The 24,678-nt window shown below is 64.0% G+C and carries 27 protein-coding genes; 17 read left to right on the forward strand and 10 right to left on the reverse strand.

What is annotated here, in order from left to right; translation table 11 throughout:
- Window position 1 precedes the first annotated feature (1 nt).
- Together VFW93_RS00040 and VFW93_RS00045 are read left to right on the forward strand one after the other, a co-directional pair.
- The gene (locus tag VFW93_RS00040) at window positions 2–826 is read left to right on the forward strand and encodes a hydrolase 2, exosortase A system-associated (RefSeq protein WP_329691943.1); all 825 of its coding nucleotides are present in this window, start codon (window positions 2–4) and stop codon (window positions 824–826) included.
- On the forward strand, window positions 823–1,704 hold the full coding sequence (locus VFW93_RS00045; protein WP_329691944.1) for a hydrolase 1, exosortase A system-associated: 882 nt from the start codon (window positions 823–825) through the stop codon (window positions 1,702–1,704). The genes VFW93_RS00040 and VFW93_RS00045 overlap by 4 nt, the downstream gene beginning before the upstream one ends.
- On the opposite strand, the gene VFW93_RS00050 is transcribed toward VFW93_RS00045, so the two are convergent.
- Window positions 1,705–2,739, reverse strand: a complete 1,035-nt coding sequence (locus tag VFW93_RS00050) for a helix-turn-helix transcriptional regulator (RefSeq protein ID WP_329691945.1) — start codon at window positions 2,737–2,739, stop codon at window positions 1,705–1,707.
- 126 nt (window positions 2,740–2,865) lie between these two features.
- Between VFW93_RS00050 and VFW93_RS00055 the strand changes: the two genes are divergently transcribed.
- A complete protein-coding gene (locus VFW93_RS00055) occupies window positions 2,866–4,074 on the forward strand; it encodes an alkane 1-monooxygenase (protein ID WP_329691946.1) in 1,209 nt (402 codons plus the stop codon).
- A gap of 35 nt (window positions 4,075–4,109) precedes the next feature.
- On the opposite strand, the gene VFW93_RS00060 is transcribed toward VFW93_RS00055, so the two are convergent.
- Together VFW93_RS00060 and VFW93_RS00065 are read right to left on the reverse strand one after the other, a co-directional pair.
- Window positions 4,110–4,679 (reverse strand): N-methyl-D-aspartate receptor NMDAR2C subunit, encoded by a 570-nt coding sequence (locus VFW93_RS00060; RefSeq protein WP_329691947.1) that lies wholly within the window; start codon window positions 4,677–4,679, stop codon window positions 4,110–4,112.
- Between the two features lie 30 nt (window positions 4,680–4,709).
- Window positions 4,710–5,378: a helix-turn-helix domain-containing protein gene (locus VFW93_RS00065; RefSeq protein ID WP_329691948.1), complete on the reverse strand. Its 669-nt coding sequence runs from the start codon at window positions 5,376–5,378 to the stop codon at window positions 4,710–4,712.
- A 90-nt stretch (window positions 5,379–5,468) separates the two neighbouring features.
- Between VFW93_RS00065 and VFW93_RS00070 the strand changes: the two genes are divergently transcribed.
- Genes VFW93_RS00070 through VFW93_RS00085 form a run of 4 tightly spaced genes read left to right on the forward strand, consistent with a single transcriptional unit; the run spans window position 5,469 to window position 9,718 of the window.
- Window positions 5,469–6,983 carry an NAD(P)/FAD-dependent oxidoreductase gene (locus VFW93_RS00070; protein ID WP_329691949.1) on the forward strand — a complete coding sequence of 505 codons (1,515 nt, stop codon included), beginning with the start codon at window positions 5,469–5,471 and terminating at the stop codon, window positions 6,981–6,983.
- A complete protein-coding gene (locus tag VFW93_RS00075) occupies window positions 6,980–7,882 on the forward strand; it encodes an alpha/beta hydrolase (protein ID WP_329691950.1) in 903 nt (300 codons plus the stop codon). Before VFW93_RS00070 ends, VFW93_RS00075 begins: the two co-directional genes overlap by 4 nt.
- 11 nt (window positions 7,883–7,893) lie before the next feature.
- A complete protein-coding gene (locus VFW93_RS00080; RefSeq protein WP_329691951.1) occupies window positions 7,894–8,760 on the forward strand; it encodes an SDR family oxidoreductase in 867 nt (288 codons plus the stop codon).
- 7 nt (window positions 8,761–8,767) lie between these two features.
- Window positions 8,768–9,718: an alpha/beta hydrolase gene (locus tag VFW93_RS00085; protein WP_329691952.1), complete on the forward strand. Its 951-nt coding sequence runs from the start codon at window positions 8,768–8,770 to the stop codon at window positions 9,716–9,718.
- Window positions 9,719–9,730: 12 nt separating this feature from the next.
- On the opposite strand, the gene VFW93_RS00090 is transcribed toward VFW93_RS00085, so the two are convergent.
- The gene (locus tag VFW93_RS00090) at window positions 9,731–10,354 is read right to left on the reverse strand and encodes an NAD(P)H-dependent oxidoreductase (protein ID WP_329691953.1); all 624 of its coding nucleotides are present in this window, start codon (window positions 10,352–10,354) and stop codon (window positions 9,731–9,733) included.
- A 194-nt stretch (window positions 10,355–10,548) separates the two neighbouring features.
- On the opposite strand from VFW93_RS00090, the gene VFW93_RS00095 reads away from it, so the two are divergent.
- Window positions 10,549–11,805, forward strand: coding sequence for a GNAT family N-acetyltransferase (locus VFW93_RS00095; protein WP_329691954.1), 1,257 nt, complete (start codon window positions 10,549–10,551; stop codon window positions 11,803–11,805).
- A gap of 16 nt (window positions 11,806–11,821) precedes the next feature.
- Here the strand turns inward: VFW93_RS00095 and VFW93_RS00100 are convergent, their stop codons facing one another.
- The gene (locus tag VFW93_RS00100) at window positions 11,822–12,379 is read right to left on the reverse strand and encodes a flavodoxin family protein (protein ID WP_329691955.1); all 558 of its coding nucleotides are present in this window, start codon (window positions 12,377–12,379) and stop codon (window positions 11,822–11,824) included.
- 90 nt (window positions 12,380–12,469) lie between these two features.
- Between VFW93_RS00100 and VFW93_RS00105 the strand changes: the two genes are divergently transcribed.
- Entirely contained in the window at window positions 12,470–13,336 is an 867-nt protein-coding gene (locus VFW93_RS00105) for a 23S rRNA (adenine(2030)-N(6))-methyltransferase RlmJ (protein WP_329691956.1), read from the forward strand.
- A gap of 31 nt (window positions 13,337–13,367) precedes the next feature.
- On the opposite strand, the gene VFW93_RS00110 is transcribed toward VFW93_RS00105, so the two are convergent.
- Window positions 13,368–14,069, reverse strand: coding sequence for a pirin family protein (locus VFW93_RS00110; RefSeq protein WP_329691957.1), 702 nt, complete (start codon window positions 14,067–14,069; stop codon window positions 13,368–13,370).
- 163 nt (window positions 14,070–14,232) lie between these two features.
- Here VFW93_RS00110 and VFW93_RS00115 point away from each other — a divergent pair, with 163 nt between their 5' ends.
- The 3 genes from VFW93_RS00115 to VFW93_RS00125 all read left to right on the forward strand — a co-directional run bounded on the left by VFW93_RS00115 (window position 14,233) and on the right by VFW93_RS00125 (window position 16,821).
- Entirely contained in the window at window positions 14,233–15,177 is a 945-nt protein-coding gene (locus VFW93_RS00115) for a LysR family transcriptional regulator (protein WP_329691958.1), read from the forward strand.
- Window positions 15,174–16,091, forward strand: a complete 918-nt coding sequence (gene gluQRS, locus VFW93_RS00120; protein ID WP_329691959.1) for a tRNA glutamyl-Q(34) synthetase GluQRS — start codon at window positions 15,174–15,176, stop codon at window positions 16,089–16,091. The genes VFW93_RS00115 and gluQRS overlap by 4 nt, the downstream gene beginning before the upstream one ends.
- Before the next feature lie 115 nt (window positions 16,092–16,206).
- Window positions 16,207–16,821, forward strand: coding sequence for a hypothetical protein (locus tag VFW93_RS00125; RefSeq protein ID WP_329691960.1), 615 nt, complete (start codon window positions 16,207–16,209; stop codon window positions 16,819–16,821).
- 3 nt (window positions 16,822–16,824) lie between these two features.
- Here the strand turns inward: VFW93_RS00125 and VFW93_RS00130 are convergent, their stop codons facing one another.
- Entirely contained in the window at window positions 16,825–17,202 is a 378-nt protein-coding gene (locus VFW93_RS00130; protein ID WP_329691961.1) for a cupin domain-containing protein, read from the reverse strand.
- 6 nt (window positions 17,203–17,208) lie between these two features.
- Window positions 17,209–17,799 carry an oligoribonuclease gene (gene orn, locus VFW93_RS00135; RefSeq protein WP_329691962.1) on the reverse strand — a complete coding sequence of 197 codons (591 nt, stop codon included), beginning with the start codon at window positions 17,797–17,799 and terminating at the stop codon, window positions 17,209–17,211.
- 160 nt (window positions 17,800–17,959) lie between these two features.
- On the opposite strand from orn, the gene VFW93_RS00140 reads away from it, so the two are divergent.
- The 4 genes from VFW93_RS00140 to VFW93_RS00155 are packed head-to-tail and all read left to right on the forward strand — an operon-like array spanning window position 17,960 to window position 20,866.
- Complete coding sequence (locus VFW93_RS00140; protein WP_329691963.1) at window positions 17,960–19,225, forward strand: M48 family metallopeptidase; 1,266 nt, start codon at window positions 17,960–17,962, stop codon at window positions 19,223–19,225.
- Window positions 19,226–19,236: 11 nt separating this feature from the next.
- The gene (locus VFW93_RS00145; RefSeq protein ID WP_329691964.1) at window positions 19,237–19,584 is read left to right on the forward strand and encodes a 4a-hydroxytetrahydrobiopterin dehydratase; all 348 of its coding nucleotides are present in this window, start codon (window positions 19,237–19,239) and stop codon (window positions 19,582–19,584) included.
- Entirely contained in the window at window positions 19,581–20,549 is a 969-nt protein-coding gene (gene rsgA / locus VFW93_RS00150; protein WP_329691965.1) for a ribosome small subunit-dependent GTPase A, read from the forward strand. Before VFW93_RS00145 ends, rsgA begins: the two co-directional genes overlap by 4 nt.
- A 53-nt stretch (window positions 20,550–20,602) precedes the next feature.
- Window positions 20,603–20,866 (forward strand): hypothetical protein, encoded by a 264-nt coding sequence (locus VFW93_RS00155; protein WP_329691966.1) that lies wholly within the window; start codon window positions 20,603–20,605, stop codon window positions 20,864–20,866.
- A 28-nt stretch (window positions 20,867–20,894) separates the two neighbouring features.
- Here the strand turns inward: VFW93_RS00155 and VFW93_RS00160 are convergent, their stop codons facing one another.
- A complete protein-coding gene (locus VFW93_RS00160) occupies window positions 20,895–21,932 on the reverse strand; it encodes a nitronate monooxygenase (protein ID WP_329691967.1) in 1,038 nt (345 codons plus the stop codon).
- A 126-nt stretch (window positions 21,933–22,058) separates the two neighbouring features.
- Here VFW93_RS00160 and kstD point away from each other — a divergent pair, with 126 nt between their 5' ends.
- On the forward strand, window positions 22,059–23,813 hold the full coding sequence (kstD, locus tag VFW93_RS00165) for a 3-oxosteroid 1-dehydrogenase (RefSeq protein WP_329691968.1): 1,755 nt from the start codon (window positions 22,059–22,061) through the stop codon (window positions 23,811–23,813).
- 45 nt (window positions 23,814–23,858) lie between these two features.
- On the opposite strand, the gene VFW93_RS00170 is transcribed toward kstD, so the two are convergent.
- Window positions 23,859–24,533, reverse strand: coding sequence for a TetR/AcrR family transcriptional regulator (locus VFW93_RS00170; RefSeq protein WP_329691969.1), 675 nt, complete (start codon window positions 24,531–24,533; stop codon window positions 23,859–23,861).
- Window positions 24,534–24,678: the final 145 nt, after the last annotated feature.

Consider the following 24,678-nt stretch of genomic DNA (forward strand, 5'->3'; position numbering starts at 1 on the left):
CATGTCGCCGAGCCGAGAGGTTTTCTTCCTGGGAAAAGGTGCGGGCCGACGCTTCTGCCTGCTCACCCGCCCATCCGGACGGGTACGTGGCACGATCCTCTACATCCCGCCCTTTGCCGAAGAACTGAATCGCTCGCGCCACATGGTGGCGCTTGGCGCACAGGCTTTTGCAAAGCAAGGCTGGACCGTGCTGCAGATGGACCTGCACGGCTGTGGCGACAGTGAAGGCGATTTCGGCGAAGCCAGCTGGTCTGGCTGGCTGGATGATCTTGACCAGGCCTGCGACTGGCTGAGCGCCCAGGGGCCCGGCCCCATGGCGCTGTGGAGCTTGCGTGCCGGCAGCCTGCTCGCATCAAGCTGGATGCAGCGCCGACAGATGAACCTGCCCTTGCTGGCATGGCAGCCCGTGTTCAACGGTCAGCAATATCTGACGCAGTTCCTGCGCATCCGGCTGGGCGCCGACCTGGGGCAAAGCCCTCAATCCCGGAACGTTCTGGCCGAACTGCGCGCGGACTTGAAGAACGACCAGGCAGTCGCGGTGGGCGGCTACTGGCTGTCGCCTGTGCTGGCACAAGAACTGGAAGCCAGCAGCTTCAAGTTGCCCGCTGATCACCGTGCACCCGTCACCGTGCTGGAAGTGACGCACGGCGAGCCACCGGAACTCACGCCGGCGACCAGCAACTGGCTGGAGAAAGCACGGGCTGCCGGGCACGTCTGCCAAGGGCAGGCCTGTCTTGGCAACAAGTTCTGGCAATCCACCGAAGTGGAAATCGCCCTGTCCTTGATCGGGCCGTCCGAAGACGCGTTGAAGGCCTGTGCATCATGAAGCACGAAGAACACGCCTTCCTGTTCGACTGCGCCGGCGCCGCATCGGTTGGCATCGTGAGCCTGCCCGTTGACGCATCTGCGGCTGACACCGGCCTACTGATCGTGGTGGGCGGGCCCCAATACCGCGTGGGCAGCCACAGGCTGTTCGTCAAACTGGCGCGCCATGCTGCTGCCGAAGGCCTTGCCGCCATGCGCTTCGACTACCGTGGCATGGGCGACTCCTGGGCGGCGCAGCAAACTTTCGAATCGGTGGATGCCGATCTGAAAGCGGCGATCGATGCTTTCATGCAGCAAGTGCCTTCGCTCAAGCGCGTGGTGATCTGGGGCTTGTGTGATGGCGCCACGGCGGCCTGCTTCTACGCCCCCAAGGACAAGCGTGTCGGCGGGCTCATCCTGGTCAACCCATGGGTGCACACGCCCGAGGGGGCCGCCGACACCAGGCTGAAGCACTACTTCCTGCGGCGCCTGCTCAGTGGTGAGCTATGGCACAGGATCCTGGTTCAAAGGCGCTTGCCCAAGATCAGCGCCTTCAAGGTACTGTTGCATGCACTGAGCCAGTCCGTGATGGCACGCATCAAACGTCTCTTCGGGCGGCGTGCGCCACAAAGCGAAGCCGCCATGCCCCTGCCAGAGCGCACCGGCCACCAGGTTGTGCGTGCCGGCTTGCGTGTCGCGCTGGCCCTGAGCGAGGACGACAAGATCGCACGCGAGTTCGAGGATCAGGCCATGCCGACGGCGCCTTGGCGTCAGATCGCATCCACGCAATTGATCGAGCTGGCCCACCTGGAGCATGCCGATCACACGGTCACGGCTGCGCCCGCCTGTGACCGCCTGTGCGCGCTCACGGTAACCTGGGTGCGCAGCATGGCAGCCTGATCAGCCTGCTTTGACAGGGGCTGGCCGAGCTTCGCGAAAGGCGCGTGGCGTCACACCCAGCCAGCGCCGAAACGTGCGGCTGAAGTTGGAGGTGTCCTGATAGCCCAGCTTTTCTGCCACGGCCTCCACGCTCATGCCCGTGTGCACGAGCAACCAGCAGGCGAGCTCCTCCCTCACGCCGTCCAGCAAACGCTGGTAGGTCATGCCCTCTTCACGCAAATGGCGGATGAGCGTGCGCACCGACACATGCTCCATCTCGGCCATCTGCTCCAGCGAGGGATAGCTGCCATCACAGCCCAGCAACCGGCGCTGCACACGCGTGGTCACCGTACCCAACTGGATCTGACTGAGCTGGCGTTCGCAGTCACGCAAGGCTGTGCGGTAGGCCTCCGGATCAGGCGCCAGACTGGGGCACGTGAGCAAATCGGGCGGCATCTCGATGCGCAGCATGTCGGCACCGAACTGACTCTGCGGGCAGAAGTCCCGATAGTGCTGCGCCCAGGGCGGCTCCACGAAAGGCCAATGGATGGTGATGCGCCCGAGCAGGTCCTGCCCTGTGATGGTTTCCATCAGGCGCAACAAGCCCGCAGCAATGTGCCCGATCAGGTATTCGCGCACCTCCGGCGCCGTCAGCACCTCGGTCAAGGTGATCGCAAAGCCACCACGCGTGTCGACATCAAAGCGCCCCAGGCGCTGACGCACATCGGCAAAGCGCTGCAGCAGCATCATGACCTCGCCCACATTGCTGGCCGCCATGCCGGCATAGCCCACCGCGCCGTGCGCCGACAACTGCGTGGTCTGGCCAACGGCCAGCCCCAGCCAGGGGCATTGGCTCAACTCGATGGCCCGCAAGATCAGGCGGCGCGCCTGTTCGAAGCTCAGGAACAGGTTGCTGCCATGCAGCTCCGCCCAGTTCAGCCGCGTGCCCTGCAGGATCTCCTCTTCCGAGAAGCCTCGACGCCGCAGTTCCGCACAGATCAGTCGCGCGTAAACCGGGTGCATGGACGGCTTGAGCCAATCTACTGGCGCATGCATGTCAGTCCTTTCGTGCCGGGTGCGCGTGTCACTAAATGACGATATTCTGCCAGCACAAGCGGTGTCGCGTCGAGAACGAAAAACGCACAGTCTCGTCATGGTTCAAGGAACTGAGGAGACACATCAATGAGTACTGTTCTGCCCTTGCATGCGCAAGACCCCGCCAGCTACCGCGACCGCAAGAAGGCCATGTGGCTGCTGTCGGTGATCGCGCCGGCCGCCGTGGTGATCGGCCCTGTGGCCTACCTCAACGGCTACACCCACCCTCTGTGGTTCTTCGCCAGCCTGATCGCGTTCTACATCGGCATCCCGCTGATGGATGCCATCATGGGCGAAGACCTGAGCAACCCGCCCGAAGCCGCCGTGCCCCGTCTGGAGGCCGATGGCTACTACCGCTGGATCAACTATGCCGTGGTGCCGGTGCTGTGGTGCAGCCTGCTGTTCAACGTGGTGTTCCTGGCCACGCACGACCTGCCCTGGTACAGCTGGCTGGCCACCACCATCGTCACCGGCTCCATGCTGGGCTTTGGCCTGAACCTGAGCCACGAACTGGGCCACAAGAAGGACTGGATCGGCCGCAAGATGGGCCTGTTCAACTCGGCGCTGGGTGGTTATGGTCACTTCTCCATCGAGCACAACCGCGGTCACCATCGCCATGTGGCCACGCCAGAAGACCCTGCCTCGTCCAAGATGGGCGAGACGATCTACCGCTTCATGTTCCGTGAACTGCCCGGCGCCTTCTTCCGCGCATGGGATCTGGAAACCGAGCGCCTCGATCGCCTTGGCAAATCGGTCTGGAGCATCGACAACGAGATCGTGCAAGCCGGCCTGATCACCGCCTTGCTGTATGGTGGCCTGACGTTGGCCTTCGGCACGCAGATGATCCCCATCCTGGCTGTCGTGGCCTTCTGGGGTGCCTTCCAGCTGACCTCGGCCAACTACATCGAGCACTATGGCCTGTCGCGTCTGAAGAAGGCCGATGGCCGCTACGAGCACTGCCAGCCGCACCATTCCTGGAACAGCAACCACATCGTGTCCAACCTGGTCGTGTTCCATTTGCAGCGCCACTCGGATCACCACGCCAACCCGACCCGCAGCTACCAGTCCCTGCGCAACTTCCCCGAGCTGCCCACCCTGCCCTCCGGCTACTTCGGCATGTTCCTGGCCGCCTATGTGCCTCCGATCTGGTTTGCCGTGATGGACAAGCGCGTGATTGCCGCCACCGGTGGAGATGTGGACCGCATCAACTTCCTGCCAGCCAAGCGCGCCAAACTGATGCGCCAGTTCGGGCTGAAGGAATCAAGTGCTGGCCAGGCCGCTGCCAAGCAAGCCTGATCACCCGGCATTCACGCCTGACGCCGCGTTGATGGTCAAGCCATCAGCGCGGCGATTTCACGTTGCAGGTTGGCGCGGGCCTTGTCTTCCCACAGCGCCTGCAAGGCTGGGGTGAAATAGACCTGAGGCCGATCCACAAAGGCTTGCAGGACCTTGGCCCGCCCCGCCTTGTAAGCCTGCTCTGGCACCCAGTTGTACTCCTGGGCAACCTGCCCGGCATAGCGGTCATACGCGTCGGGAGACGCAGCCAGAATGCCCAGATCCAGATCGAGGAACACCGCCGTATCCGTGTCGCCATCGGTCCACTCATGGCGATGCGTGGCACGCACCTTGCGCTGCACCGAGTCGATCAGGGCGGGATCGGCACCGACCTGCGCCAGCATGTCGCCAGCCAGCAGGGCACTGCGTTCTTCGTTGTCGTGCTGGTGGGTGTCATACACCGCATCGTGGAACCAGATCGCCAGCATCACGGCCTGCTGATCCCTGATCAGATCCCGATGCGCCAGCTGCCCTTGCAGCAAGGCCTCGACGTGCGCCATACCGTGGTAGGCCCGATGGGGCTCTTCGTAGCGCTGGGTCAATTGCTGGCGAATGGCTTCAAGCATGTCGCCACCATAGCAGGCCTGGCAACAGGTTCAAGCGCGCCTGGGCGCCGCCCCCACCAGGGACAACAAGCCTTGATACGGCAGCAGATTGGTCTTGACCACCTTGTCGATGGGTTCGGCAAAGCCGTCCTGCATCCAGCGTGAGGCCAGCAGCACGTTCAGGCCGATCATGCCGTCGGCCAGCAGATCCAGGTTGATCTCGTCGGCACGCTCTTTGGGCACCAGCAGATGCAGGTGCTGGCGCATCATGGCGGAATAGTCACGCGCGGTTGCCCCGCTCAGGGCGGCGACTTCGTCGTTCACGCCCAGCGAATCCACCAGCATCACGCGGCCACGGCGAGGGTCGTCGCGGATGAACTCCAGGAACACGCGCATGGCGGGCTCCAGCATGCCCAGCGGCGTCTGCTCGGCCTGCTTGATCGACGCGAGCGTCAAATCCATCAGTTGCGCGCGCAATTCGGCGTAGGTGGCCAGGAAAAGCTGCGGCAGGGTCTTGAAGGACTCGTAGAAGTAGCGCTCCGTCAGGTGCGCCGCCACACAGACCTCGCGCACGGTCGTGGCGTGGAAGCCCTTGGTCCCGAACACCTCCAGCGCGCCTTCGATGAGCTTGGCACGCCGCAGGCGCTGGCGCTCTTCGGGCAGGACGCCGCCATAGCGGCGCTTGTTCGGGGGGGAGGAGTCGGAAATTGCTGCGTCCATAGGAATCCCTATATTGACATGGATCATTGTCAAAGATATTCTGACAAGAATCCTTGTCACAAATCAAGGTGTTTTCACTTTGATCGCCACATGAAGCCAAACGAATTCAAACAAGCGGCCACAGCCAGTCAGAACCCTGGCACGGGCATCGAACGCCACCGCATCATCGTTGTCGGGACCGGATTCTCGGGCCTGTGCATGGGCGTGAAACTCCGTGAAAACGGTGAGGACGACTTTGTGTTGCTGGAACGCGCCGGCGACGTGGGCGGCACCTGGCGTGACAACACCTACCCCGGTTGCGCCTGCGACGTGGAGTCGCACCTGTACTCCTTCTCGTTCGAGCCCAACCCGAACTGGTCGCGCATGTACGCGCCCCAGCCCGAGATCTACGCTTACTTGAAGCACGTCGCCACCAAGTACGACCTGCTGCGCCACATCCGCTTCCACGCCAACATCACGTCCTCGCGTTATGACGAGGCCCGCAAGGTGTGGACCGTCCAGGCCGAAGACGGCCGCGTGTTCGAAGCCGATGTGCTGGTCTCCGGCATGGGTGGCCTGAGCAACCCGGCCATCCCCGACCTCAAAGGCCTGGACAGCTTCGAGGGCACCACCTTTCACTCCGCCACCTGGCGCCACGACTACGACCTGACCGGCAAGCGCGTGGCCGTGATCGGCAGCGGTGCCAGCGCCATCCAGTTCGTGCCGGCGATTGCGCCCAAGGTGGATCACCTCACCTATTTCCAGCGCACCCCGCCCTGGGTCGTGCCCAAGATGGACCGTCCCATCCAGCCTGAAGAGAAGGCCGACTTTGCCGCCAACCCCTGGCGCCAGAAGATCGCCCGCACCAAGCTGTACTGGACGCTGGAAGCCCGCTTTCTGGCCTTCAAGTTCAAGCCCGAGTGGATGAACCTGGTGGCCAAGGTCGGCAAACACAAGATCGCCCAGGCCATCAAGGACCCGGCCCTGCGCGCCAAGCTCACGCCCGACTACACCCCCGGCTGCAAGCGCCTGCTGATCTCCAACAACTACTACCCCGCACTGGCACGGACCAATGTGGAGGTTGTGACCGACGGCATTCAGGCCATCACGCCCCGCGGCGTGCGCACCCAGGACGGCCGCGAGCACGAGGTGGACGCCATCATCTTCGGCACCGGCTTCAAGGTGCAGGACCCGATCCCGCCCAAGGCCGTGTTCGGCAAGGGCGGTGCCGACCTGGCTGAGGTGTGGAAGCAAGGTGCCGAGGCCTATATGGGCATGTCCGTGGCGGGCTTCCCCAACTTCTTCATGCTGATGGGGCCCAACACCGGCCTGGGTCACAACTCCATGGTCTTCATGATCGAATCGCAGGCGCACTACATCGTCGAGGCGATCAAGACCATGAAAGAGCGCCGCATCAAGGCGTTGGAAGTCAAGCCACAGGCTCAGCAGCGCTTTGTGGACGACGTGCAGGCCGATCTCAAGAAGACGGTATGGAACTCCGGCTGCAAGAGCTGGTACCTCGACGACAAGGGGCGCAACACAACCCTGTGGCCCGGGTTTACATTTGCCTACCGTTTGAAGACCCGTCGTTTCAATCTCAACACCTACAACACCGAGCGAGCATGAGCATCCAATCCATCATTGCCAACATGGTTCTGCGCCATCAGTTCAAGCGCGCCGGTCGCGGCCCCTTGAACGTGCAGAAGGCGCGCCACATGGTCAACAAGGTGGCCAAACGCAACCCGCCGCCTCCCAAGAGCATCAAGCACACACCGGTGGCTGCTCAGCCAGCCAACTCGCTGTGCTCGGCAGAGTGGTTGAGCGTGGCAAGCCCTAAGCGCACGGTGCTGTACTTCCACGGTGGCGGCTACTTCTTCTGCGGCCTGGAAACGCACCGCCCCACCTGCGCCTACCTGGCCCGCACGGCCGAAGCCCAGGTGCTGTCGGTGGACTACCGCATGGCGCCTGAAAACGTCTTCCCCGCTGCCGTGGACGATGCCGTGGCCTGGTGGAAGGAGCTGCTCAACAAGGGCATCGACCCGAAATCCGTGGTGTTCGGTGGCGACTCCGCCGGCGGTGGCCTGGCCCTGGCCTGCCTGGTGGCCTCGCGCGACCAAGGCCTGCCGCTGCCTGCGGGCGCCGTGCTGTTCTCGCCCTGGAGCGACCTGACCTGCTCGGGCGACACCATGAAGTCCCTCGCCGATGTGGACGTGATGTTCAACCCCGAGTCCCTGCCGGAAGCCGCTGCGCTGTACCTGAATGGCAAGCCCGCCAACACGCCGCTGGCCTCGCCACTGTTCGCCGATCTCAAGGGCCTGCCGCCCTTGATGATCCACGCCAGCAAGCACGAGATCCTGCTGGCCGACTCGACCCGCCTGCACGAACGCGCCCAGCAACAGGGCGTCAAGAGCGAGCTGCACCTCAAGGCCAAGATGCCCCATGTGTGGCCCACGATGGTGATGCTGCCTGAAGCACGCCAGACCCTGAAAGAATGCGGCGCCTTCATCGCCCGCGTCACCCGCTGAGGAGCCCCCACATGAAGTCATTCAAAGACAAAGTCGCCGCGATCACGGGTGCCGCATCCGGCATGGGCCGCACGCTGGCGCTGGAACTGGCTCGCCGCGGCTGCCACCTGGCACTGAGCGACGTCAACGAGACCGAACTGGTCAAGACCGCCGAGATGGCCGGCAAGTTCGGTGTGCGCGTCACCGTGCAAAAGCTGGACGTGGCCAAGCGCGAAGCCGTGTACGACTGGGCCGAGCAAGTGGTGCGTGACCACGGCAAGGTCAACCTGATCTTCAACAACGCCGGCGTGGCGCTGACCACCACGCTGGAGCACGTCAAGATCACCGACTTCGAGTGGATCATGGGCATCAACTTCTGGGGCGTGGTCTACGGCACCCAGGCCTTCCTGCCGCACCTGAAGGCATCCGGTGATGGCCACATCATCAATACCTCCAGCCTGTTCGGCCTGATGGCCGTGCCCACGCAAGGCACCTACAACGCCACCAAGTTCGCCGTGCGCGGCTACACCGAAGCCTTGCGCATGGAGCTGGAAATGGAAGGCGCCCCCGTGAGCGCCACCTGCGTGCACCCAGGCGGCATCGCCACCAACATCGCGATGGCCGGCAAGGTGGATCCGATCATGGAAAAGCTCACTGGCACCACCGAAGAGCAGCAAAAGCGCCGCGCCAACAAGCTGATCAACGTCACCACGGCCGAATCGGCCGCCCTGCAGATCCTGGCTGCGGTCGAGAAAAACGAGCGCCGCGTGCTGGTGGGCAACGACGCCAAGATGCTGGACAAGGTTGTCCGCATTTGTGGCTCCGCCTATCAAGTGCTCGTGATGCGCCAGTTGCGCAAGATGAACAAGCCGCGCCAGGGCGCCAGAAGCGCGGCATGATGCGTGCATGAAGTGGCTGAAACGACTTTGGTGGAGTGCCGTCCTTCTGGGCATCGGTCTGGCGATTTCCGTCTGGGCGACCTGGGAGACTGATCGGCAACTGGGCGATCTCGTGGCGCGTTGGGCGCCCGAGCCGTCCAGCTTTGTCGAACTCGACGGCATGCAGGTGCACATGCGGGACACCGGCCCGCGTGATGACCCCTACCCCATCGTGCTGCTGCACGGCATGTCGTCCAGCCTGCACACCTACGAAGACTGGCAAGCCGCCCTGCAAGGCAAGCACCGCGTCATCAGCGTCGACCTGCCCGGCTTTGGCCTGACCGGCCCCAGCCCTCAGGGCGACTACCGCATCGACACCTACACCCGCTTCGTGCTGCGCCTGCTCGACACCCTGAGTCTGCGCCGCGTGATCCTGGTGGGCAATGCGCTGGGTGGCGAAGTGGCCTGGCAGACAGCCGTGCTGGCGCCCGAGCGCGTGCGCAAACTGGTGCTGATCGATTCGGATGGTTATCAGCCCTCGGTGCTGTCCATGCCGATTGCCTTCCAGATTGCCAGCATGCGGGGCCTGCGCTGGGTGGCCGAGCGTATACTGCCGCGTTCGCTGGTCGAATCCAGCGTGCGCAGTGTGTTCGGTGATCCGGCCAAGGCCACCAAGGAAAAGGTGGACCGCTACTTCGAACTCAACCTGCGCGTGGGCAACCGCCGTGCTCTGTTCCAGCGCATGGACCAGGCGCAATTCGGCAGCAACTCCGCACTGATCCACCGCGTGCAACAGCCCACGCTGGTCATGTGGGGCGAAAAGGACGAAATGATCTCGCCGGATCAGGGCAATCTGTTTTGCCGCGATATCCCACGTTGCAAGCTTGTGACCTTCCCGGGTCTGGGCCACCTGCCCCAGGAAGAAAACCCCCAGGCCACGCTGAAGGTGTTGGAGGAATTTCTGGCCGCCACCCACTGACGGCCAGTTTCATCACGCTGTGGTCAGCCGCCACGCAGCCTGGCGCATCACCGACGCCACGACCTTGTCAAGCAGGTGATCCAGTTCGGGCTTTTTGAGCACGACCTCACCCGACGACGCGTCCAGTTGCTGGTCAGCCAGCGGCAAACCCATCTGTTCCGGCACCACCACCATCGCGAAGTTGGTGCTGAGGTAGGTGCGCACGATGGGCAAGGCACGGATGCCGCCCAGCGCGCCCGGGGAGGCGGCCAGCAAGCCGACCGGTTTGCCGGCGGTCGCGCCTGTGCCGGAAGGCAGATCACCCTGCGCCTGCACGGTCGACAGCCAGTCAAAACTGTTGATCAGCAAAGGCGTGGGCAAGGCGTTGTACTCGGGGCAGGCGATCAACAGGCCGTCGTGGCTGGCAAACAGTTCACGCAGCTTGAGCGCACCAGCAGGCCTGCCATGGGCCGCTGCCCAATCGTCGTCGTAGATCGGCATGGCCAGCTCACGCAGATCCACGTGCGTGACCTGCGCACCGGCCGCTTCTGCCTTGCGCGCGGCCAGATCGACCAACTGGCGATTGAGCGAACCTTGACGGGCGCTGCCGGAAATGGCCAGCAACCGGACGGGACGAGGGGTAATGCTTGCGGTCATGGGGGCTCTTTCTGTCGAAGCGTGACATCTTGCCGTAAACGCCAGTAGCCCTCGCCACGTCCCGGCTGATGAAATACCCCCAGATGCGCGGCCCCCAAAATATGTATACAAATGTAATATGGGCGTTTGCACCAACCCTCTGCCGACCTGCGCCCACACACGCAGGCCGAGCAAACAAGGGAACAAGGACACCCATGCAGATCAACGTGACACTGGAGATGCTGCCTGCCCGCAGCGTGCTGGAGGCACGCTGGCGAGAACTGGAAGCCCGTTCAAACGCGTCGTTCTACACAAGCTGGTCCTGGATCGGATGCTGGCTGCACGTCCTGCCGTCCGACTTGTCACCTCAGTTGCTGGTGGCACGCCATGCCGGTCGGATCGTGGGCATGGGCATCGTCGTCAGGGGCAAGGCCAAACTGCTGCAGGTCATCCCCGTCCCCTGCTGGTACTTGCACGCCACGGGCCAAGAATCCATCGACGAGTTGACGATCGAATACAACGGCTTTCTGGTCGAACGAGGTCACGAAATCGACGTCAAGACCACCATGGTCGACCACCTGCTGCATCAGACCGAGGTGGGGCGAGTGGAAATCAAGCTCGCATCCAGACAACTGGACTTGCTGGCACGCCGCGTCTCGCACAAACAGACGCAGCCCCAGAAGGCCGCCCGCAACGTGATCGTGCGTTCAACCGGGTTCACTTCCTACATGGTCAATCTGGCGCATGTGCGGGCCAGCGCGAACGGCTATCTCCCGCTGTTGAGCAGCAACACGCGCAGCCAGATACGGCGCAGCATCGCCGCCTACAAGGCGCTCGGTGAACTGACGGTGGAAGAGGCCCGCACGCCGCAGCAGGCGCAGGCCTTCATGGCCGAGTTGCGCAAACTGCATGGACAGACCTGGCTGGGCCGCGGCGAACGGTCCGGCTTTTCCTTTTCACCGACGGCGCTGCAGTTTCACGATCAATTGATCGAACATGGCTTTGAACGCGGAGAAATCCAGTTGTTGCGTGTCTCGGCTGGCGGCCAGGACGTGGGCTATCTGTACAACCTGATTCACCAGGGGCATGTGGTCTATTACCAGTCCGGACTGCGTTACGGCGTGCTGGACAAACACGACCGCCCAGGCCTGGTCTGTCACAGCCTGGCCATCGAACACAATGCCCGGGCCGGCCACCACTGCTATGACTTCGCAGCCGGCAACTACCGCTACAAGGATTCACTGTCAACGCACAGGGAGCCCCAGAGCACCCATGTGTTCCAGCGCGATGGCGTCCTGCCCAGGCTGGACCGGGATCTGCGCATACTCAAGGCGCAATGGCGCCAATGGCGCGAACACCTGAAACTCTGGCGCAAGCGCGCCGCGCAGACCGTCACGCCCACCCTGCTGGCGCTCACGCCCATCGGGTTGGACATCGACTGCATCAGCCTGCTTCAGGTATTGCCGCCGTGACCCCACGGCCATGCACTCAAGCTGAGAACTTCGCCGCCACGTCGGCCACACGCGCCCCGAACAGGCGGGCGGTTTCCAGATCGCCCGGCAGCATCTCGTCCACGCTGGCATCTGACGGGGTGGACGCCATGGCGCCGCTGAACGAGGCCACGTAGTTCACGTCATTGCGCGTGGCGGCCTTGCTGTTGCTGGGCATCAGGCCGGTCCCGACCCAGATCATGCTGTGCTGCATGGCCAGTGTGAACAGGTAATGCAGGGTGGAGAGCTTGTCGCCGTTCATCGAAGCCGAGTTGGTGAAACCGGCCGCGATCTTGTTCTTCCAGGTCTGGTGGTACCAGGGCTTGGACGACGCATCGATGAACTTCTTGAACTGCCAGGGCACGCTGCCCATGTAGGTGGGCGCGCCCATGATGATGGCATCGGCTGCTGCCAGTTGGTCCCAGCCACCTTCGGGCAGATTGCCTTCGCCATCCACGGCCAGCAGCTGGCCGCCGGCGCCTTGTGCCACGGCTTCGGCCATGCGCCTGGTGTGGCCATAGCCGCTGAAATACACGATCACGATCTTCTTGCTCATGGCAGAACCTCTCAGGTCAAAGAAATGGGTCAACGAAAAAAGTCACACACCCCATGGGGCAACACGGCATAAAACCGCTACCCTTGGCGGATGTTCAGTTACAGACACGGCTTCCACGCGGGCAACCATGCCGATGTGCTCAAGCACATGGTTTTGGTGCAATTGCTTGAGCACATGCTCAAGAAAGACAAACCTTTCTGGGTGGTGGACACCCATGCCGGCGGCGGTCTGTATGACCTGGCCAGCAACTACGCGGTCAAGAGCGGCGAGGCCGAAGACGGCATCACCTCGCTGTGGGAACACCGCAAGGACAAGGCGGCACCACAGGCCATCAAGGACCTGATCGCCCAGATCGCCTTGTGCAACGACGGTGACGCCCTGCGCTGGTACCCCGGCTCGCCCCAGATCGCCGCGCAAATGCTGCGCGAGGGCGATCACCTGCGCCTGTTCGAACTGCATCCCACCGAAATCAAGCTGCTGGAGGGGCACTTTGCCTCTGTCAAGCGCGGCGTCAGCATCCAGTGCGCGGACGGCTTCACCAGCCTGCGCGGCTGCCTGCCGCCTCCGCCTCGCCGTGGGCTGGTCCACATCGACCCGCCTTACGAGTTGAAGGAAGACTACCGTCGCGTCCTGCAGACCGTGAAGGAAGCGCTCACCAAGTTCCCGACCGGCACCTACGCGATCTGGTATCCGGAAGTGGCCCGTCGCGAATCGCAGCAGTTGCCCGGCCAGCTCAAGCGCCTGGCGGCCGAGCTGCCCAAGGTGGACTGGCTGCACGCCACGCTGCGCGTAAAGGCCGCTGAACCAGGCGGCAAGGGCCTGTTCGGCTCCGGCATGTTCATCATCAACCCGCCCTGGACGCTGTACGACCAGTTGGCCGACGCGCTGCCCTGGCTGGTCGAAACCATTGGCCAGGACGAGCACGCCGCCTACACGCTGGAAGCGCAGCAAAGCTGACAGCAGACCGAGCAGCATGGTGCGATGAGCCTCAGGCTGCCAGGTCGAAGAACAGCACCTCGGCCTGCTGGCCCTGCGCGATCGTCAGGCTGGATTCACCTTCCAGCTTGAGTGCATCACCGGCGCTCAGCGCCTGGCCGTTGACCACCACCTGACCGCGCGCCACGTGCACATAGCCCTTGCGCGCCGGGTTCAGCGCCAGCTCAGCCGTCTCGGCACCATCGAACAACCCCACCGACAAGCTGGCATCCGCGTGGATGGTGACCGAGCCTTCGCGGCCATCCGGGGAAGCCACCAGACGCAGGCGTCCGCGCTTGTCTTCGGCGCTGAAATTCTTCTGCTCGTAGCCGGGACGCAAACCACGCTCATTGGGCTCGATCCAGATCTGCAGCAGATGGGTCTGCTTGTACAGATCGTGGTTGAACTCGCTGTGCAGGATGCCCTTGCCGGCGCTCATGCGTTGCACATCACCCGGCAGGATGCTGGCGCCATTGCCCAGGCTGTCCTTGTGGGCGAGATCGCCTTCCAGCACATAGGTCACGATCTCCATGTCGCGGTGGCCATGCATGCCGAAACCGCGCCCCGGGGCGATCACATCGTCATTGATCACCCGCAGCGGGCCAAAACCCATGTGAGCCGGGTCGTGGTACTCGGCAAAGGAGAAGCTGTGGAAGCTTTGCAGCCAGCCATGGTCGGCATAACCTCGTTCATCGGATCGGCGCAGTGTGAGCATGTTGGGGCTCCTTTCCTCTTTCGTTGCTGGGGCGTTGACACAAGCGTTCAGCTGTCTCGCCATGGGTTTCACTGTAGGTCGCCCACCCCGGCTCGCCGCTGCGGCACACTGATGGCATCATTCAAGGAATTTGAACAGTCGCCGGACTTTCGGCCCACGCCCCATGACGGACCGCGCCCACGCTCTCTCGCCCGAAGCCCTGGAAATGGTGGTGGCCATCGCGCGCACCGGCAGCTTTGCCGCCGCGGCCCGCGAGCTGGGCAAGGTGCCTTCTGCCCTGACGTATTCGGTGCGACAGCTGGAGGACGCGCTGGACGTGCTGCTGTTCGACCGCCGCAGCCGCCAGGCGAAGATGACGGCGGCCGGCGAAGAACTGCTGCGCGAAGGCCTGTTGCTGCTTCAGCAGATGAATGCCGTGGCCAACCGCGTGCAACGCGTGGCCTCCGGCTGGGAGGCCGAGCTCACCGTGGCCGTGGACAAGGCCATTGCGCCGCACGCCGTGTTCGACCTGATGGAGGCGTTTTACGCGCTCAAGCCGCCCACACGCCTGCGCATGCGCAGCGAGGTCATGACCGGCACCTGGGAGGCATTGGCCTCCGGCCAGGCGGATCTGGCCATTGGCGTGGCCGCAGATCGTGTGTCCAGCCAGGACATCCGCTTCGAGGCCATCGGCGAGCACCACTTCGTGTTGACCGTGGCCCCGCATCACGCGCTGGCGCAGGCGCCCGAACCATTGTCTTCCGCGATCCTGGCCCAGCACCGCATCATCGCTGTGGCAGACACAGCGCGCGACCTGGCGCCCATGACGGTCGGCATCCTGCCCGGCCAGGATGTCCTCACCCTGCCCTCCATGGCCGCCAAGCTGGAGGCGCAGTTGCGCGGCCTGGGTTGTGGCTTCCTGCCCGAGCCCATGGTGCGCCCCCACATCGCGGCAGGCCGCCTGGTCCGCAAGGAGGTGGACACACCGCCACGTGTGGTGCGCACCCATTACGCCTGGCGGCAAAGCGGCGCCCAACCCGGCATGGCACTGACCTGGTGGCTGCACCAACTCGCCAGCCCCACCACGCGCTGCGCGCTGCTGGATCTGCATGAGGGCCTGATTCTGTGAGCGGCTACGTCGGTCGTTTTGCCCCCTCTCCCACCGGGCCCTTGCACGCGGGCTCGCTGGTGGCGGCGCTGGCCAGCTGGCTGGACGCGCGGGCCCACGGTGGCCGGTGGCTGGTTCGCATCGAAGACGTGGATCTGCCCCGCTGCATCGCAGGTGCCGATCAGATCATCCTGACGCAACTGGCCCGCTGCGGGCTGATCCCGGATGAGACGCCGCTCTATCAAAGCCAGCGTGGCGAGGTCTACCAACAGGCCCTGGATCAACTGATCGCGGCCCACCATGCCTACCCTTGCGGCTGTACCCGGGCCGACATCGCCCAGGCCAATGCCGCGCTGGGGCTGAGCAAACCCCGACATGGTGACCTGGTCTACCCCGGCACATGCCGACCTGCCAACGGCGGGCTCAAGGGCAAACCGGCACGAGCCTGGCGGCTGCAAGTGCCTGATGCCCCGGATGACCTGCTCACCTGGCAGGACCGTGCGCAAGGCCCTCAGCAGCAGCATCTGGCCAGCGCCGTGGGTGACTTCGTGATCAAGCGGGCCGACGGCCTGTGGGCCTATCAACTGGCCGTGGTGGTGGACGATGCCGCACAGGGCGTGACCGATATCGTGCGCGGCGAGGACCTGTGCGACAACACGCCACGGCAGATCCTGCTGCAGCGCTGCCTGGGGCTGCCCACACCGCGTTACCTGCACACCCCCCTGGTGCTGGGTGACAACGGCGAGAAGCTGTCCAAGCAGAACGGCGCCAAGGCGCTGGATCTGAGCCTGCCTCTGGCGGCTTTGCAGGCTGCGGGGGCTGCGCTGGGGCTGGCGCCACAGGCCTTGCTGTTGCCCGACTGGCTGGCCCAAGCCGTTGCGCAATGGCGAGATCGGTGGCTCGCCGTGCGCCCGCCCCCGGTGCAAAATGCGTGAAAGATTGCCCACGAGTCGCCGCCCCGATGGCCCGGCACCTTGACACCGGCAACGATCGCCCTCATTGATCATTCAAAGAACCACAGTGACCTCAACCGTTTCGACAGGTGCATCCATGAACGCAGTCCGCATTGGCACACTGGCCCTGGTGGTCCTGCTGTCGGCGTGCGCGTCCAAGAGCGTCTCCAAGACGCAATCGCGCATGACGACGGCCGCCACCACACCCTTGAACGACCTCAACCTCGTCCGGGACGAAATCCCCGAGGTGCTGCAAAACGCCGTCAAGGCGCCCTACCTCAAGCCCGCCGACGCCACCTGCCCTGTCGTGGTCACGGAAGTCCATCAGCTTGATGAAGTGCTGGGGGCCGACCTGGATGCGCCAGAGTCCGACGAGCCCTCGCTGCTGGACCGCGGCACCGATGCAGCAGAAAACACGGCAGTCGGCGCCATCCAGCGCACCGCCGAGGGCCTGGTGCCGTTCAGAAGCTGGGTGCGCAAACTCAGCGGCGCCGAGCGTCATTCCAGAAAGATGGCCGCAGCCATCTCGGCAGGCGCCATTCGCCGCGCGTTCCTCAAGGGCGTCGCGGCTTCGCAAGGTTGCGTGATCAAACCACCAGCACCAGTGCAACTGGCTGCCGCATCTGCACCAGCTTCCAGCGCGGCGCCGGAAAAGGTCAGCGCATGCAGTGACACAACCGCCACCAGCTGCACCAGGCCACCGGCCCCTTGAGCCTCAAGCGGGGCGGTCCACCACCACGAAGTGCTTGCGCACCGGGCTGATCACTTCGAACGCACCTTCAAAACCGCCGGGGATCACCGCCCCCTGGCCGGCCAGCACGTCCACCGCATGCCCGGCCTGGTCGTGCAGGCGCACGTGCCCCTCCAGCACGAAGAAATACTCTTCCTTGCCAAGGGGAAAGGCGATGCGCCAGCGCCCCACCTCGCAGGCCCAGATGCCGCTCGACATCAAGCCATCCGCTGATTCGTACAGCGTCCAGGTTTCCCGGCGCGGGTTGCCCTGCTCCAGGCGATCTGGCCTGGGGTGATCGATGCTGCCTGGCGCCTCGGGTTGATCAAAGCGCGTGATCGCGGGCCGACTCGACATGGTCATCCCCGCTCACTTGACCAGGAAGTGCTCGCGGTAATAGGCGAGCTCGTCGATGGACTCATGGATGTCCGCCAGTGCCGTGTGCTTCTGGGCTTTCTTGAAGCCCTCTGCCAGGCCAGGCTTCCAGCGTTTGGCCAGTTCCTTGAGTGTGCTCACATCCAGATTGCGGTAGTGGAAATAAGCCTCCAGCGTGGGCATGTAGCGCGCCAGGAAGCGGCGATCCTGGCAGATCGAATTGCCACACATGGGCGACTTGTTGTTGCCGATGTAGGGCTTGAGAAAGGCGATGACCGCCTTGGCCGCCTGATCCTCATCGACGGTCGAGGCCTTGACGCGATCGATCAAGCCGCTCTTGCCGTGTGTGCCCTTGTTCCAGGCGTCCATGCCGTTGAGCATCTCGTCGGACTGGTGGATGGCGAACACGGGGCCCTCCACCCGGATCGCGAGATTCGGGTCGGTCACGACCACGGCGATCTCGATGATGCGATCGCTGTCGGGCTTCAGGCCCGTCATTTCCAGATCGATCCAGATCAGGTTCTGGTCGCTTTTGCTCAGCACGGCAGGGGCGCTGTCGGCGGCGGGAGTCGGCGCGTCGCTCATCAATCAATGTCCTTGGGGTCGGCGCCCCGTTCTTGTCATGCGAAAACCACGGGCCTGCCGGAAGCGGCACCACGCGGCAAGAGAGAAAAAACTTTGTTTTTGCCAGCCCATGCCACGGCGCCCGAGCAGGCAATTGTGCGGCAAACGTACACTGACGCCCATGCAACCCAGTGATCTGACCCTGCTTTTCGTGGTCTTCGTGACCGCCTCCCTGCTGACCAAACTCTGGCTGGACACCCGCCAGGCCCGCTTTGTCGCTCGGCACAGAGCCGCCGTACCAGAGGCCTTCAGCAAGGACGTGACCCTGCACAGCCACCGGCGGGCAGCGGATTACACCCTGGACAAACTGCGCTTTGGCTTGCTGAACACGGCCATCAGCACGGCCGTTTTGGTGGGCTGGACACTGCTCGGTGGCCTCGACATCCTGAACCATGCCGTGCGTGACGCGGTGTTCCCACGCTGGGGCGGGCTGGCCTACCAACTCGCCCTGCTGGGCGCCTTCACGGCCATTGGTGCCGTCATCGAATGGCCACTGGAAGCCTGGAACACCTTCCGCATCGAACAGCGCCACGGTTTCAACCGCATGACCTGGCGCATGTGGGTTGGCGACCAGGTCAAGCAGGTGCTGATCGGCCTGGTCATCGGCACGCCGATTGCCGCGCTGATCCTGTGGCTGATGGGCGCAGCAGGTCAGGCCTGGTGGCTGTGGGCCTGGGGCGCCTGGGTGGGCTTCAGTCTGTTGCTCATGGTGATCTTCCCGATCTTCATCGCGCCCCTGTTCAACAAGTTCTCGCCCCTGCAGGACGACGATCTGGCCAGACGCGTGACCGACCTGATGACACGTTGCGGCTTCAAGGCCAAAGGCTTCTTCGTGATGGATGGCAGCCGCCGCTCGGCCCATGCCAATGCCTACTTCACCGGGCTGGGTTCATCCAAGCGCGTGGTGTTCTTCGACACCTTGCTCAACAAGCTGTCACATGGCGAGGTGGAGGCCGTGCTGGCGCACGAACTGGGCCACTTCAAGCACAAGCACGTGCTCAAGCGCATGATCATGATGTTCGTGATGAGCCTGGCCGGCTTTGCCCTGCTGGGCTGGCTGTCGCGCCAACTCGGCTTCTACCTGGGCCTGGGCGTGTCTCCCAACCTGGGCGCGCCCAATGATGCGCTGGCCTTGCTGCTGTTCATGCTGGCCTTGCCGGCCTTCATGTTCTTCGTGTCGCCCGTGTTCGCCTATTTCTCGCGCCGCGACGAATACCAGGCCGACGCCTACGCCTGCCAGCAATCCAGTGGCAAGGACCTGGCCATGGCCCTGATCAAGCTGTACAAGGACAATTCGTCCACCCTGACACCTGACCCCATGTACGTGCGCTTCTACTATTCGCATCCGCCCGCCTCCGAACGACTGGCCGCGATGGCCGCGAACTGATCGGACACCCCATGCCTGCACACCCAGCCTTGCCTTTGCATGAACAACACAGCAGCCACCAGAAGGGCCCGGCACTGAGCCCCGATGAGCAGCAGTTGTTGCTCAGCCAGCTGCGGGGCTGGCAAGTGGACGCCAACGTGCCTGGCGGTGTCCTGAGCAAAACTTTCAAGCTGGCCGACTTCCACCGCACCATGGCCTTTGTCAATGCCGTGGCCTGGATCGCCCATGAACAAGACCATCACCCCGATCTGGCTGTGAGCTACAACACCTGCACCATCCGCTGGTCCACGCATTCCGTGGGCGGCCTGTCCATCAACGACTTCATCTGCGCCGCCCGCGTGGATGCCCTGTCGGCATGAAGCGCCACGGCAAGGGTGCACCGCAAGGACGCCACGGGCGCCCCGGCAAGACGGCCGACACCAGCGGGTGCAGCAAAGGCCTGGTGGTGGCCACACACGGCCGGCACGTCGTGGTGGAAGATGAAGAGGGCGAGCGCCTGATCTGCCATCCGCGCGGCAAGAAGAGCGAAGCCGTGGTGGGTGACCGCGTGCTGTGGCAACACACGCTGGATGGCGGCGACGAAGGCGTGATCGTGGCCGTTGAAGAGCGCAAGAGCCTGCTCTACCGCCAGGACGAATGGCGCAGCAAGTCGTTCGCGGCCAACCTCGATCAATTGCTGATGTGGATCGCCGTGGAGCCCGTGTTCAGCGAGTCTCAGCTCACACGGGCCCTGATTGCCGCCGAATCTGCCGGCATCCCCGCCACCATCGTGCTCAACAAGATCGACCTGCCCGGTGCGCCTGCGGCCAAGGAGCGCCTCGCGCCCTACCGCGCCATGGGCTATCGGGTGGTGGAACTCTCGCTGAAGCAGGAAACCGAAGCCGCTCGTGCTCAGGTCGGGCCCTTGCTGGATGGCAAGGCCACCTTGGTGCTGGGCCCCTCGGGCGCTGGCAAGAGCACCCTCATCAACACCCTGCTGCCCAACGCGCGCGCCGAAACGCAAGAGATTTCGCAGGCGCTCAACTCGGGCAAACACACCACCACGTCCAGCCTCTGGTACTGGCTGGACGACACGCGCACCACGGCCGTGATCGACTCACCGGGCTTTCAGGAGTTCGGCATGCACCACATCCCGCCCACCGAACTGGCGCGCTGGATGCCTGACATCGCCAAGCACATGAACGACTGCCGCTTCCACAACTGCACGCATCGCCAGGAACCCGGCTGCGCCGTGCAGGCTGCAGTGGAACGGGGTGAAGTCAGCCCCATCCGTTTGAGCCTGTACACGGCCTTGTACGAAGAGCTGAGCCAGCCGCGCTGGTAAGCACCGCCCCGCTCGGCACCTTTGCCCGGATCAACCGCCCTTTACTGAACAACATGAGCGACCACCTCTCGACCCTGCCGGCCACACTGGATGACTTCAAGCTCGGCTACCTGAGCCTGCACGATCTGGCGCGCACCTGGCGCGATGCTGCCCAGTCGCATGAACCGGCGCTGCCGCAACGCTATGTGGACGTGCTGGAGCGCGTGCTCAACCAACTGGAGAGTGCCGCACTGTTCACGGAAGAAAGCTGCTCGTTCAGCCAGGCCGACATGGTGGCCGCGCTGGGAGACTGGCTGGCCAAGGCCCGCGCGCTTTGAACAGCCGCGGGCGGGCCGCCATGCGCTTTCAGGCCACCTTGTCCTGAAGGTCTCGCGTGTGTGCCCCAACGGGTCCGAAGGCCGAAGCGAGGTCATGCACCACATCGGCGGCCCACACGATCGAGCGAATCCGACCGACCTCGTCACCCGCATACAAAGCCGTGCTGTCACGCATGTGGGGCGGCATGGACGCCTCCATCGCCGCGGCTGAAAACAGGGGCAGATAGGGCCGCTGCCAGTGCACCAGGTCCGACTTCATGGGCGTGAAGCGCCGCGTCAGCCCGGTCAATTTGTAGAGCAGGCTGATCCAGACCGGCGCCTTGCCTTGAGAGTCACACCAGCGCCTCGTGGCGGCGTTGTCCAGCACACGGTGGGGCGCATCCCAGTTCATGCCAAACAGATTGGTGAGCACCGTGTGTTCGGCCTTGACCAGCGCCTTCTTGTACAGATCATGCGCCTGGCTTTCGTGCGTGGCCACAAAGCGTGTGCCGGTTGAAACGCCTGCGGCACCCAGATGGCGAGCAGCGAGCGCGTCGTCAGCGGTGTAGATGCCGCCTGCGGCCAACACGGGCACGGGCCCCGCCAGATCGACAATGGGCGCCAGAATCGACTTGAGCAGGCTGCTACCTCGCACATGCCCGCCTGCTTCCCGGCCCTGCACGATCAGGGCGTCCACGTCATCCTGCAGCGCCATGCGCGCCTCTTCCACGCTGCCCACCTGCTGGAAGGTGTAGATGCCCGCCTGCTTGAGCCGCCGGATCAAGGCCGGATCGCGCCCCCAGAACAGCGTCGCCATGGCCACTTGGTGAGAGATGAGCAAATCCACATGCCGAGGGCGAGTAAAAGGCAGCAGCAGATTGGCATTGAATGGCCGACCTTCACACAAGCGACGTGTCAGGGCCAGTGCCACACCCCAATCGGAGGCGTCCATGATGCCCAGGGTGCCAATGCCACCTGCACGGCTGACCGCGGCCGCCAGTTTGGGCCCCGCAATGCCCGGCATGCCCGCCTGCATGACGGGGTAAAGAACGCCTACACGTCGCAATGCAGCCAGTTTGTCCGCCATAGGGCCTCCGAGCTCCTCAGCTCAGGTTTACCCGCCACCGACATGGGTGGCCGGGATGTCATCCGAAGCCCCCGTATTTGAACCGAGAATGGCTTGATAACCAAACCGATTTTTTCAGGAACCCAGATGTCCGCAACTCCCAATCGTCGACAGATCCTCCAGGGTGCAGCTTCAGCCGCACTGGCCTCCAGCATGGTCGGTGGCATGGGCTCAAAGGCCCATGCAGCGGAAGTGGAATTCGACGTGGTGGTGATTGGTTCAGGCGCGGCCGGCATGACGGCGGCACTGGCTGCAGCCAAACGAGGCCTGCGTGCCGTCGTGATCGAGAAGGCGCCCAAGTTCGGAGGCTCCACGGCCCGCTCGGGCGCCGGTATCTGGATCCGCAACAACGAGGTCCTGCAAAAGGCAGGGGTCCCCGACACGCCGGAAAAAGCCGCCACCTACCTGGATGCCGTGGTCGGGCCCATCGTGCCCGCAGACCGCAAGGCGGCCTACCTGCACTACGGCCCCGAGATGATCTCCTTCATCCTGCGCAACACGCCGATGCGCTTCCGCTGGATGGAAGGCTACTCCGACTACTACCCCGAACTGCCCGGAGGCATGCCCAATGGCGCCTCCATCGAGCCCGATCAGTTCAATGGCAAGTTGCTGGGCAAGGAGCTGGCCAACCTGAACCCGCCCTACCTGGCCACGCCGCCCGGCGTGGTGATCTTCGGTGGCGAGTACAAGTGGCTCAACCTGGCGGCCGTGTCGGCCAAGGGTGCGGCCGTCGCCGCCAACTGCGTGGCGCGTTACCTTGAAGCCATCCTCAAGGGTGAAACACCACTGACCATGGGCCAGGCCCTGGCTGCAGGTCTGCGCGCCGGCCTCCTCAACGCCAACGTGCCCGTGTGGCTCAACGCCCCCCTGATCGACCTGCAGCAGGACGGCAGTGGCCGCGTCACGGGCGCGCTGGTCAACAAGGAAGGCACGCCCACGCTGGTGAAGGCCCGACTGGGTGTGGTCATGGCCACAGGCGGCTTCGAGCACAACCTGGAAATGCGCCTGGCTTACCAGCAGCACCCCATCACGACCGACTGGACGGTGGGCACCAAGACCAACACCGGTGACGGCCACCTCGCAGGCCAGCGTGCCGGCGGCGCCTTCGACCTGATGGACGACGCATGGTGGGGCCCCATCATCCCGTTGCCCGAGGGCCCTTACTTCGTGCTCGCCGAACGCACCCTGCCAGGCAGCATCATGGTCAACGGTCAAGGCAAACGCTTCCTCAACGAAGCCGCCCCGTATACCGACTTCGTGCACAGCATGTACCAGCAGGTCACCGAGGGCAAGGACATCACCACCTGGATGGTGGTCGACCAGCGCTACCGCAACCGCTATCTGTTCAAGGAGACCCTGCCCTTCCTGCCGCTGCCCAAGGCGTGGTTCGATGCGGGCGTGGTCGTCAAGGACCTCACGCTGGAAGGCCTGGCCACCAAGATGGGCGTGCCACCAGCCGCCCTGCGCAATACCGTGCAGCGCTTCAACGGCTTTGCCGATGCCGGCAAGGACCTGGACTTCCACCGTGGCGACAGCGTGTACGACCACTACTACACCGACCCTGCCGTGCGCCCCAGCTCCAGCCTGGCCGCGCTGCGCTACGCCCCGTTCTACGCCTTCAAGATCAAGCCCGGTGATCTGGGCACCAAGGGTGGCCTGCGCACCGATGCCCGCGCCCGCGTGCTGCGCACCGATGGCAGCGTGATCAAGGGCCTGTACGCCGCCGGCAACGTGAGCGCCTCGGTGATGGGCCACAGCTATGCGGGTGCGGGCTCCACCATCGGCCCGGCCATGACCTTCGGCTACATCGCCGCCAACGATCTGGCCAATAACCAGGCTTGAGAACCCAGGCTTGACACACCAGGCCTGATCAGACGCCCCGCAGGGTCAACCGGAAGCTGCCACGCTCAGCCAGGCGGCTTCCGCCAACCGCTCGCGCTGCTGTGCCGGCGTGGCCTTGACCCGCCCGGACAACCACGCACGGCTGTAGTTTTCAGCCGCACCGATGATCAGGGAAGGCAACAGCTCCATGGGCCAATCCTTGATGCGACCGGTACGCCCCGGCTCGCCAAACCAGCTCATCACCAGCCTGGCACGCTGCCGATTGCGTTGCTGCAACTCGGCCCCATGCGGCCCTTTGGACACCGCCGAGCGCGCCTGGAACATGAAGCGCGCCAGCTCGGGCTGCGCGCTGATCCAGTCCACATAGCTGTAGACCAGCGCCGCCACGCCTTCTTGCATCGTCTGCGCCTTGGCCAATTCCGCGTCAATCAAATCGCCCTGATCCTGGAGGGCGCAGAAAAACAGCGCCGCCACCAGGCCCTCCTTGCTGCCGAAGTGGTGATACAGGTTGCCCACGCTGGCCTCACAACGCGCCAGGATCATCTCGATGGTCGTGGGCTCGATGCCGTGCTCGTTGAAGCAAGCCAGCGCCCCTGCGAGCATGCGCCGCTTGAGCTGGGCCCTGGCACCCGGGTAGGCGCGCTCCAGCACGGCCTTGGCGCCTGCGCTGGCCGATGCGGAACTGGCTTTGATTGATGCGGACTGGCTGGATGCGTCCATGGTGGCTTTCATGAACCTGTATTTGACACCGAATATTATTCCAGAATACTATTCTGTTTGTCATCAACAAGTCCGCGACAGGACACCGAGGAGCCCCCATGAGCCAAGTTCTCAACATGTTCAACAGCGTTGGCGCCGAGCAGTT

Origin of the sequence: Aquabacterium sp. (genome assembly GCF_036279675.1) — a bacterium.
Classification (GTDB): domain Bacteria; phylum Pseudomonadota; class Gammaproteobacteria; order Burkholderiales; family Burkholderiaceae_C; genus Aquabacterium.

Coding starts and splice junctions, on each gene's coding strand:
- VFW93_RS00040 (WP_329691943.1), top strand. CDS start 2: ATGTCGCCGAGCCGAGAGGTTTTCTTCCTGGGAAAAGGTGCGGGCCGA.
- VFW93_RS00045 (WP_329691944.1), top strand. CDS start 823: ATGAAGCACGAAGAACACGCCTTCCTGTTCGACTGCGCCGGCGCCGCA.
- VFW93_RS00050 (WP_329691945.1), bottom strand. CDS start 2,739: ATGCATGCGCCAGTAGATTGGCTCAAGCCGTCCATGCACCCGGTTTAC.
- VFW93_RS00055 (WP_329691946.1), top strand. CDS start 2,866: ATGAGTACTGTTCTGCCCTTGCATGCGCAAGACCCCGCCAGCTACCGC.
- VFW93_RS00060 (WP_329691947.1), bottom strand. CDS start 4,679: ATGCTTGAAGCCATTCGCCAGCAATTGACCCAGCGCTACGAAGAGCCC.
- VFW93_RS00065 (WP_329691948.1), bottom strand. CDS start 5,378: ATGGACGCAGCAATTTCCGACTCCTCCCCCCCGAACAAGCGCCGCTAT.
- VFW93_RS00070 (WP_329691949.1), top strand. CDS start 5,469: ATGAAGCCAAACGAATTCAAACAAGCGGCCACAGCCAGTCAGAACCCT.
- VFW93_RS00075 (WP_329691950.1), top strand. CDS start 6,980: ATGAGCATCCAATCCATCATTGCCAACATGGTTCTGCGCCATCAGTTC.
- VFW93_RS00080 (WP_329691951.1), top strand. CDS start 7,894: ATGAAGTCATTCAAAGACAAAGTCGCCGCGATCACGGGTGCCGCATCC.
- VFW93_RS00085 (WP_329691952.1), top strand. CDS start 8,768: ATGAAGTGGCTGAAACGACTTTGGTGGAGTGCCGTCCTTCTGGGCATC.
- VFW93_RS00090 (WP_329691953.1), bottom strand. CDS start 10,354: ATGACCGCAAGCATTACCCCTCGTCCCGTCCGGTTGCTGGCCATTTCC.
- VFW93_RS00095 (WP_329691954.1), top strand. CDS start 10,549: ATGCAGATCAACGTGACACTGGAGATGCTGCCTGCCCGCAGCGTGCTG.
- VFW93_RS00100 (WP_329691955.1), bottom strand. CDS start 12,379: ATGAGCAAGAAGATCGTGATCGTGTATTTCAGCGGCTATGGCCACACC.
- VFW93_RS00105 (WP_329691956.1), top strand. CDS start 12,470: ATGTTCAGTTACAGACACGGCTTCCACGCGGGCAACCATGCCGATGTG.
- VFW93_RS00110 (WP_329691957.1), bottom strand. CDS start 14,069: ATGCTCACACTGCGCCGATCCGATGAACGAGGTTATGCCGACCATGGC.
- VFW93_RS00115 (WP_329691958.1), top strand. CDS start 14,233: ATGACGGACCGCGCCCACGCTCTCTCGCCCGAAGCCCTGGAAATGGTG.
- VFW93_RS00125 (WP_329691960.1), top strand. CDS start 16,207: ATGAACGCAGTCCGCATTGGCACACTGGCCCTGGTGGTCCTGCTGTCG.
- VFW93_RS00130 (WP_329691961.1), bottom strand. CDS start 17,202: ATGACCATGTCGAGTCGGCCCGCGATCACGCGCTTTGATCAACCCGAG.
- orn (WP_329691962.1), bottom strand. CDS start 17,799: ATGAGCGACGCGCCGACTCCCGCCGCCGACAGCGCCCCTGCCGTGCTG.
- VFW93_RS00140 (WP_329691963.1), top strand. CDS start 17,960: ATGCAACCCAGTGATCTGACCCTGCTTTTCGTGGTCTTCGTGACCGCC.
- VFW93_RS00145 (WP_329691964.1), top strand. CDS start 19,237: ATGCCTGCACACCCAGCCTTGCCTTTGCATGAACAACACAGCAGCCAC.
- rsgA (WP_329691965.1), top strand. CDS start 19,581: ATGAAGCGCCACGGCAAGGGTGCACCGCAAGGACGCCACGGGCGCCCC.
- VFW93_RS00155 (WP_329691966.1), top strand. CDS start 20,603: ATGAGCGACCACCTCTCGACCCTGCCGGCCACACTGGATGACTTCAAG.
- VFW93_RS00160 (WP_329691967.1), bottom strand. CDS start 21,932: ATGGCGGACAAACTGGCTGCATTGCGACGTGTAGGCGTTCTTTACCCC.
- kstD (WP_329691968.1), top strand. CDS start 22,059: ATGTCCGCAACTCCCAATCGTCGACAGATCCTCCAGGGTGCAGCTTCA.
- VFW93_RS00170 (WP_329691969.1), bottom strand. CDS start 24,533: ATGGACGCATCCAGCCAGTCCGCATCAATCAAAGCCAGTTCCGCATCG.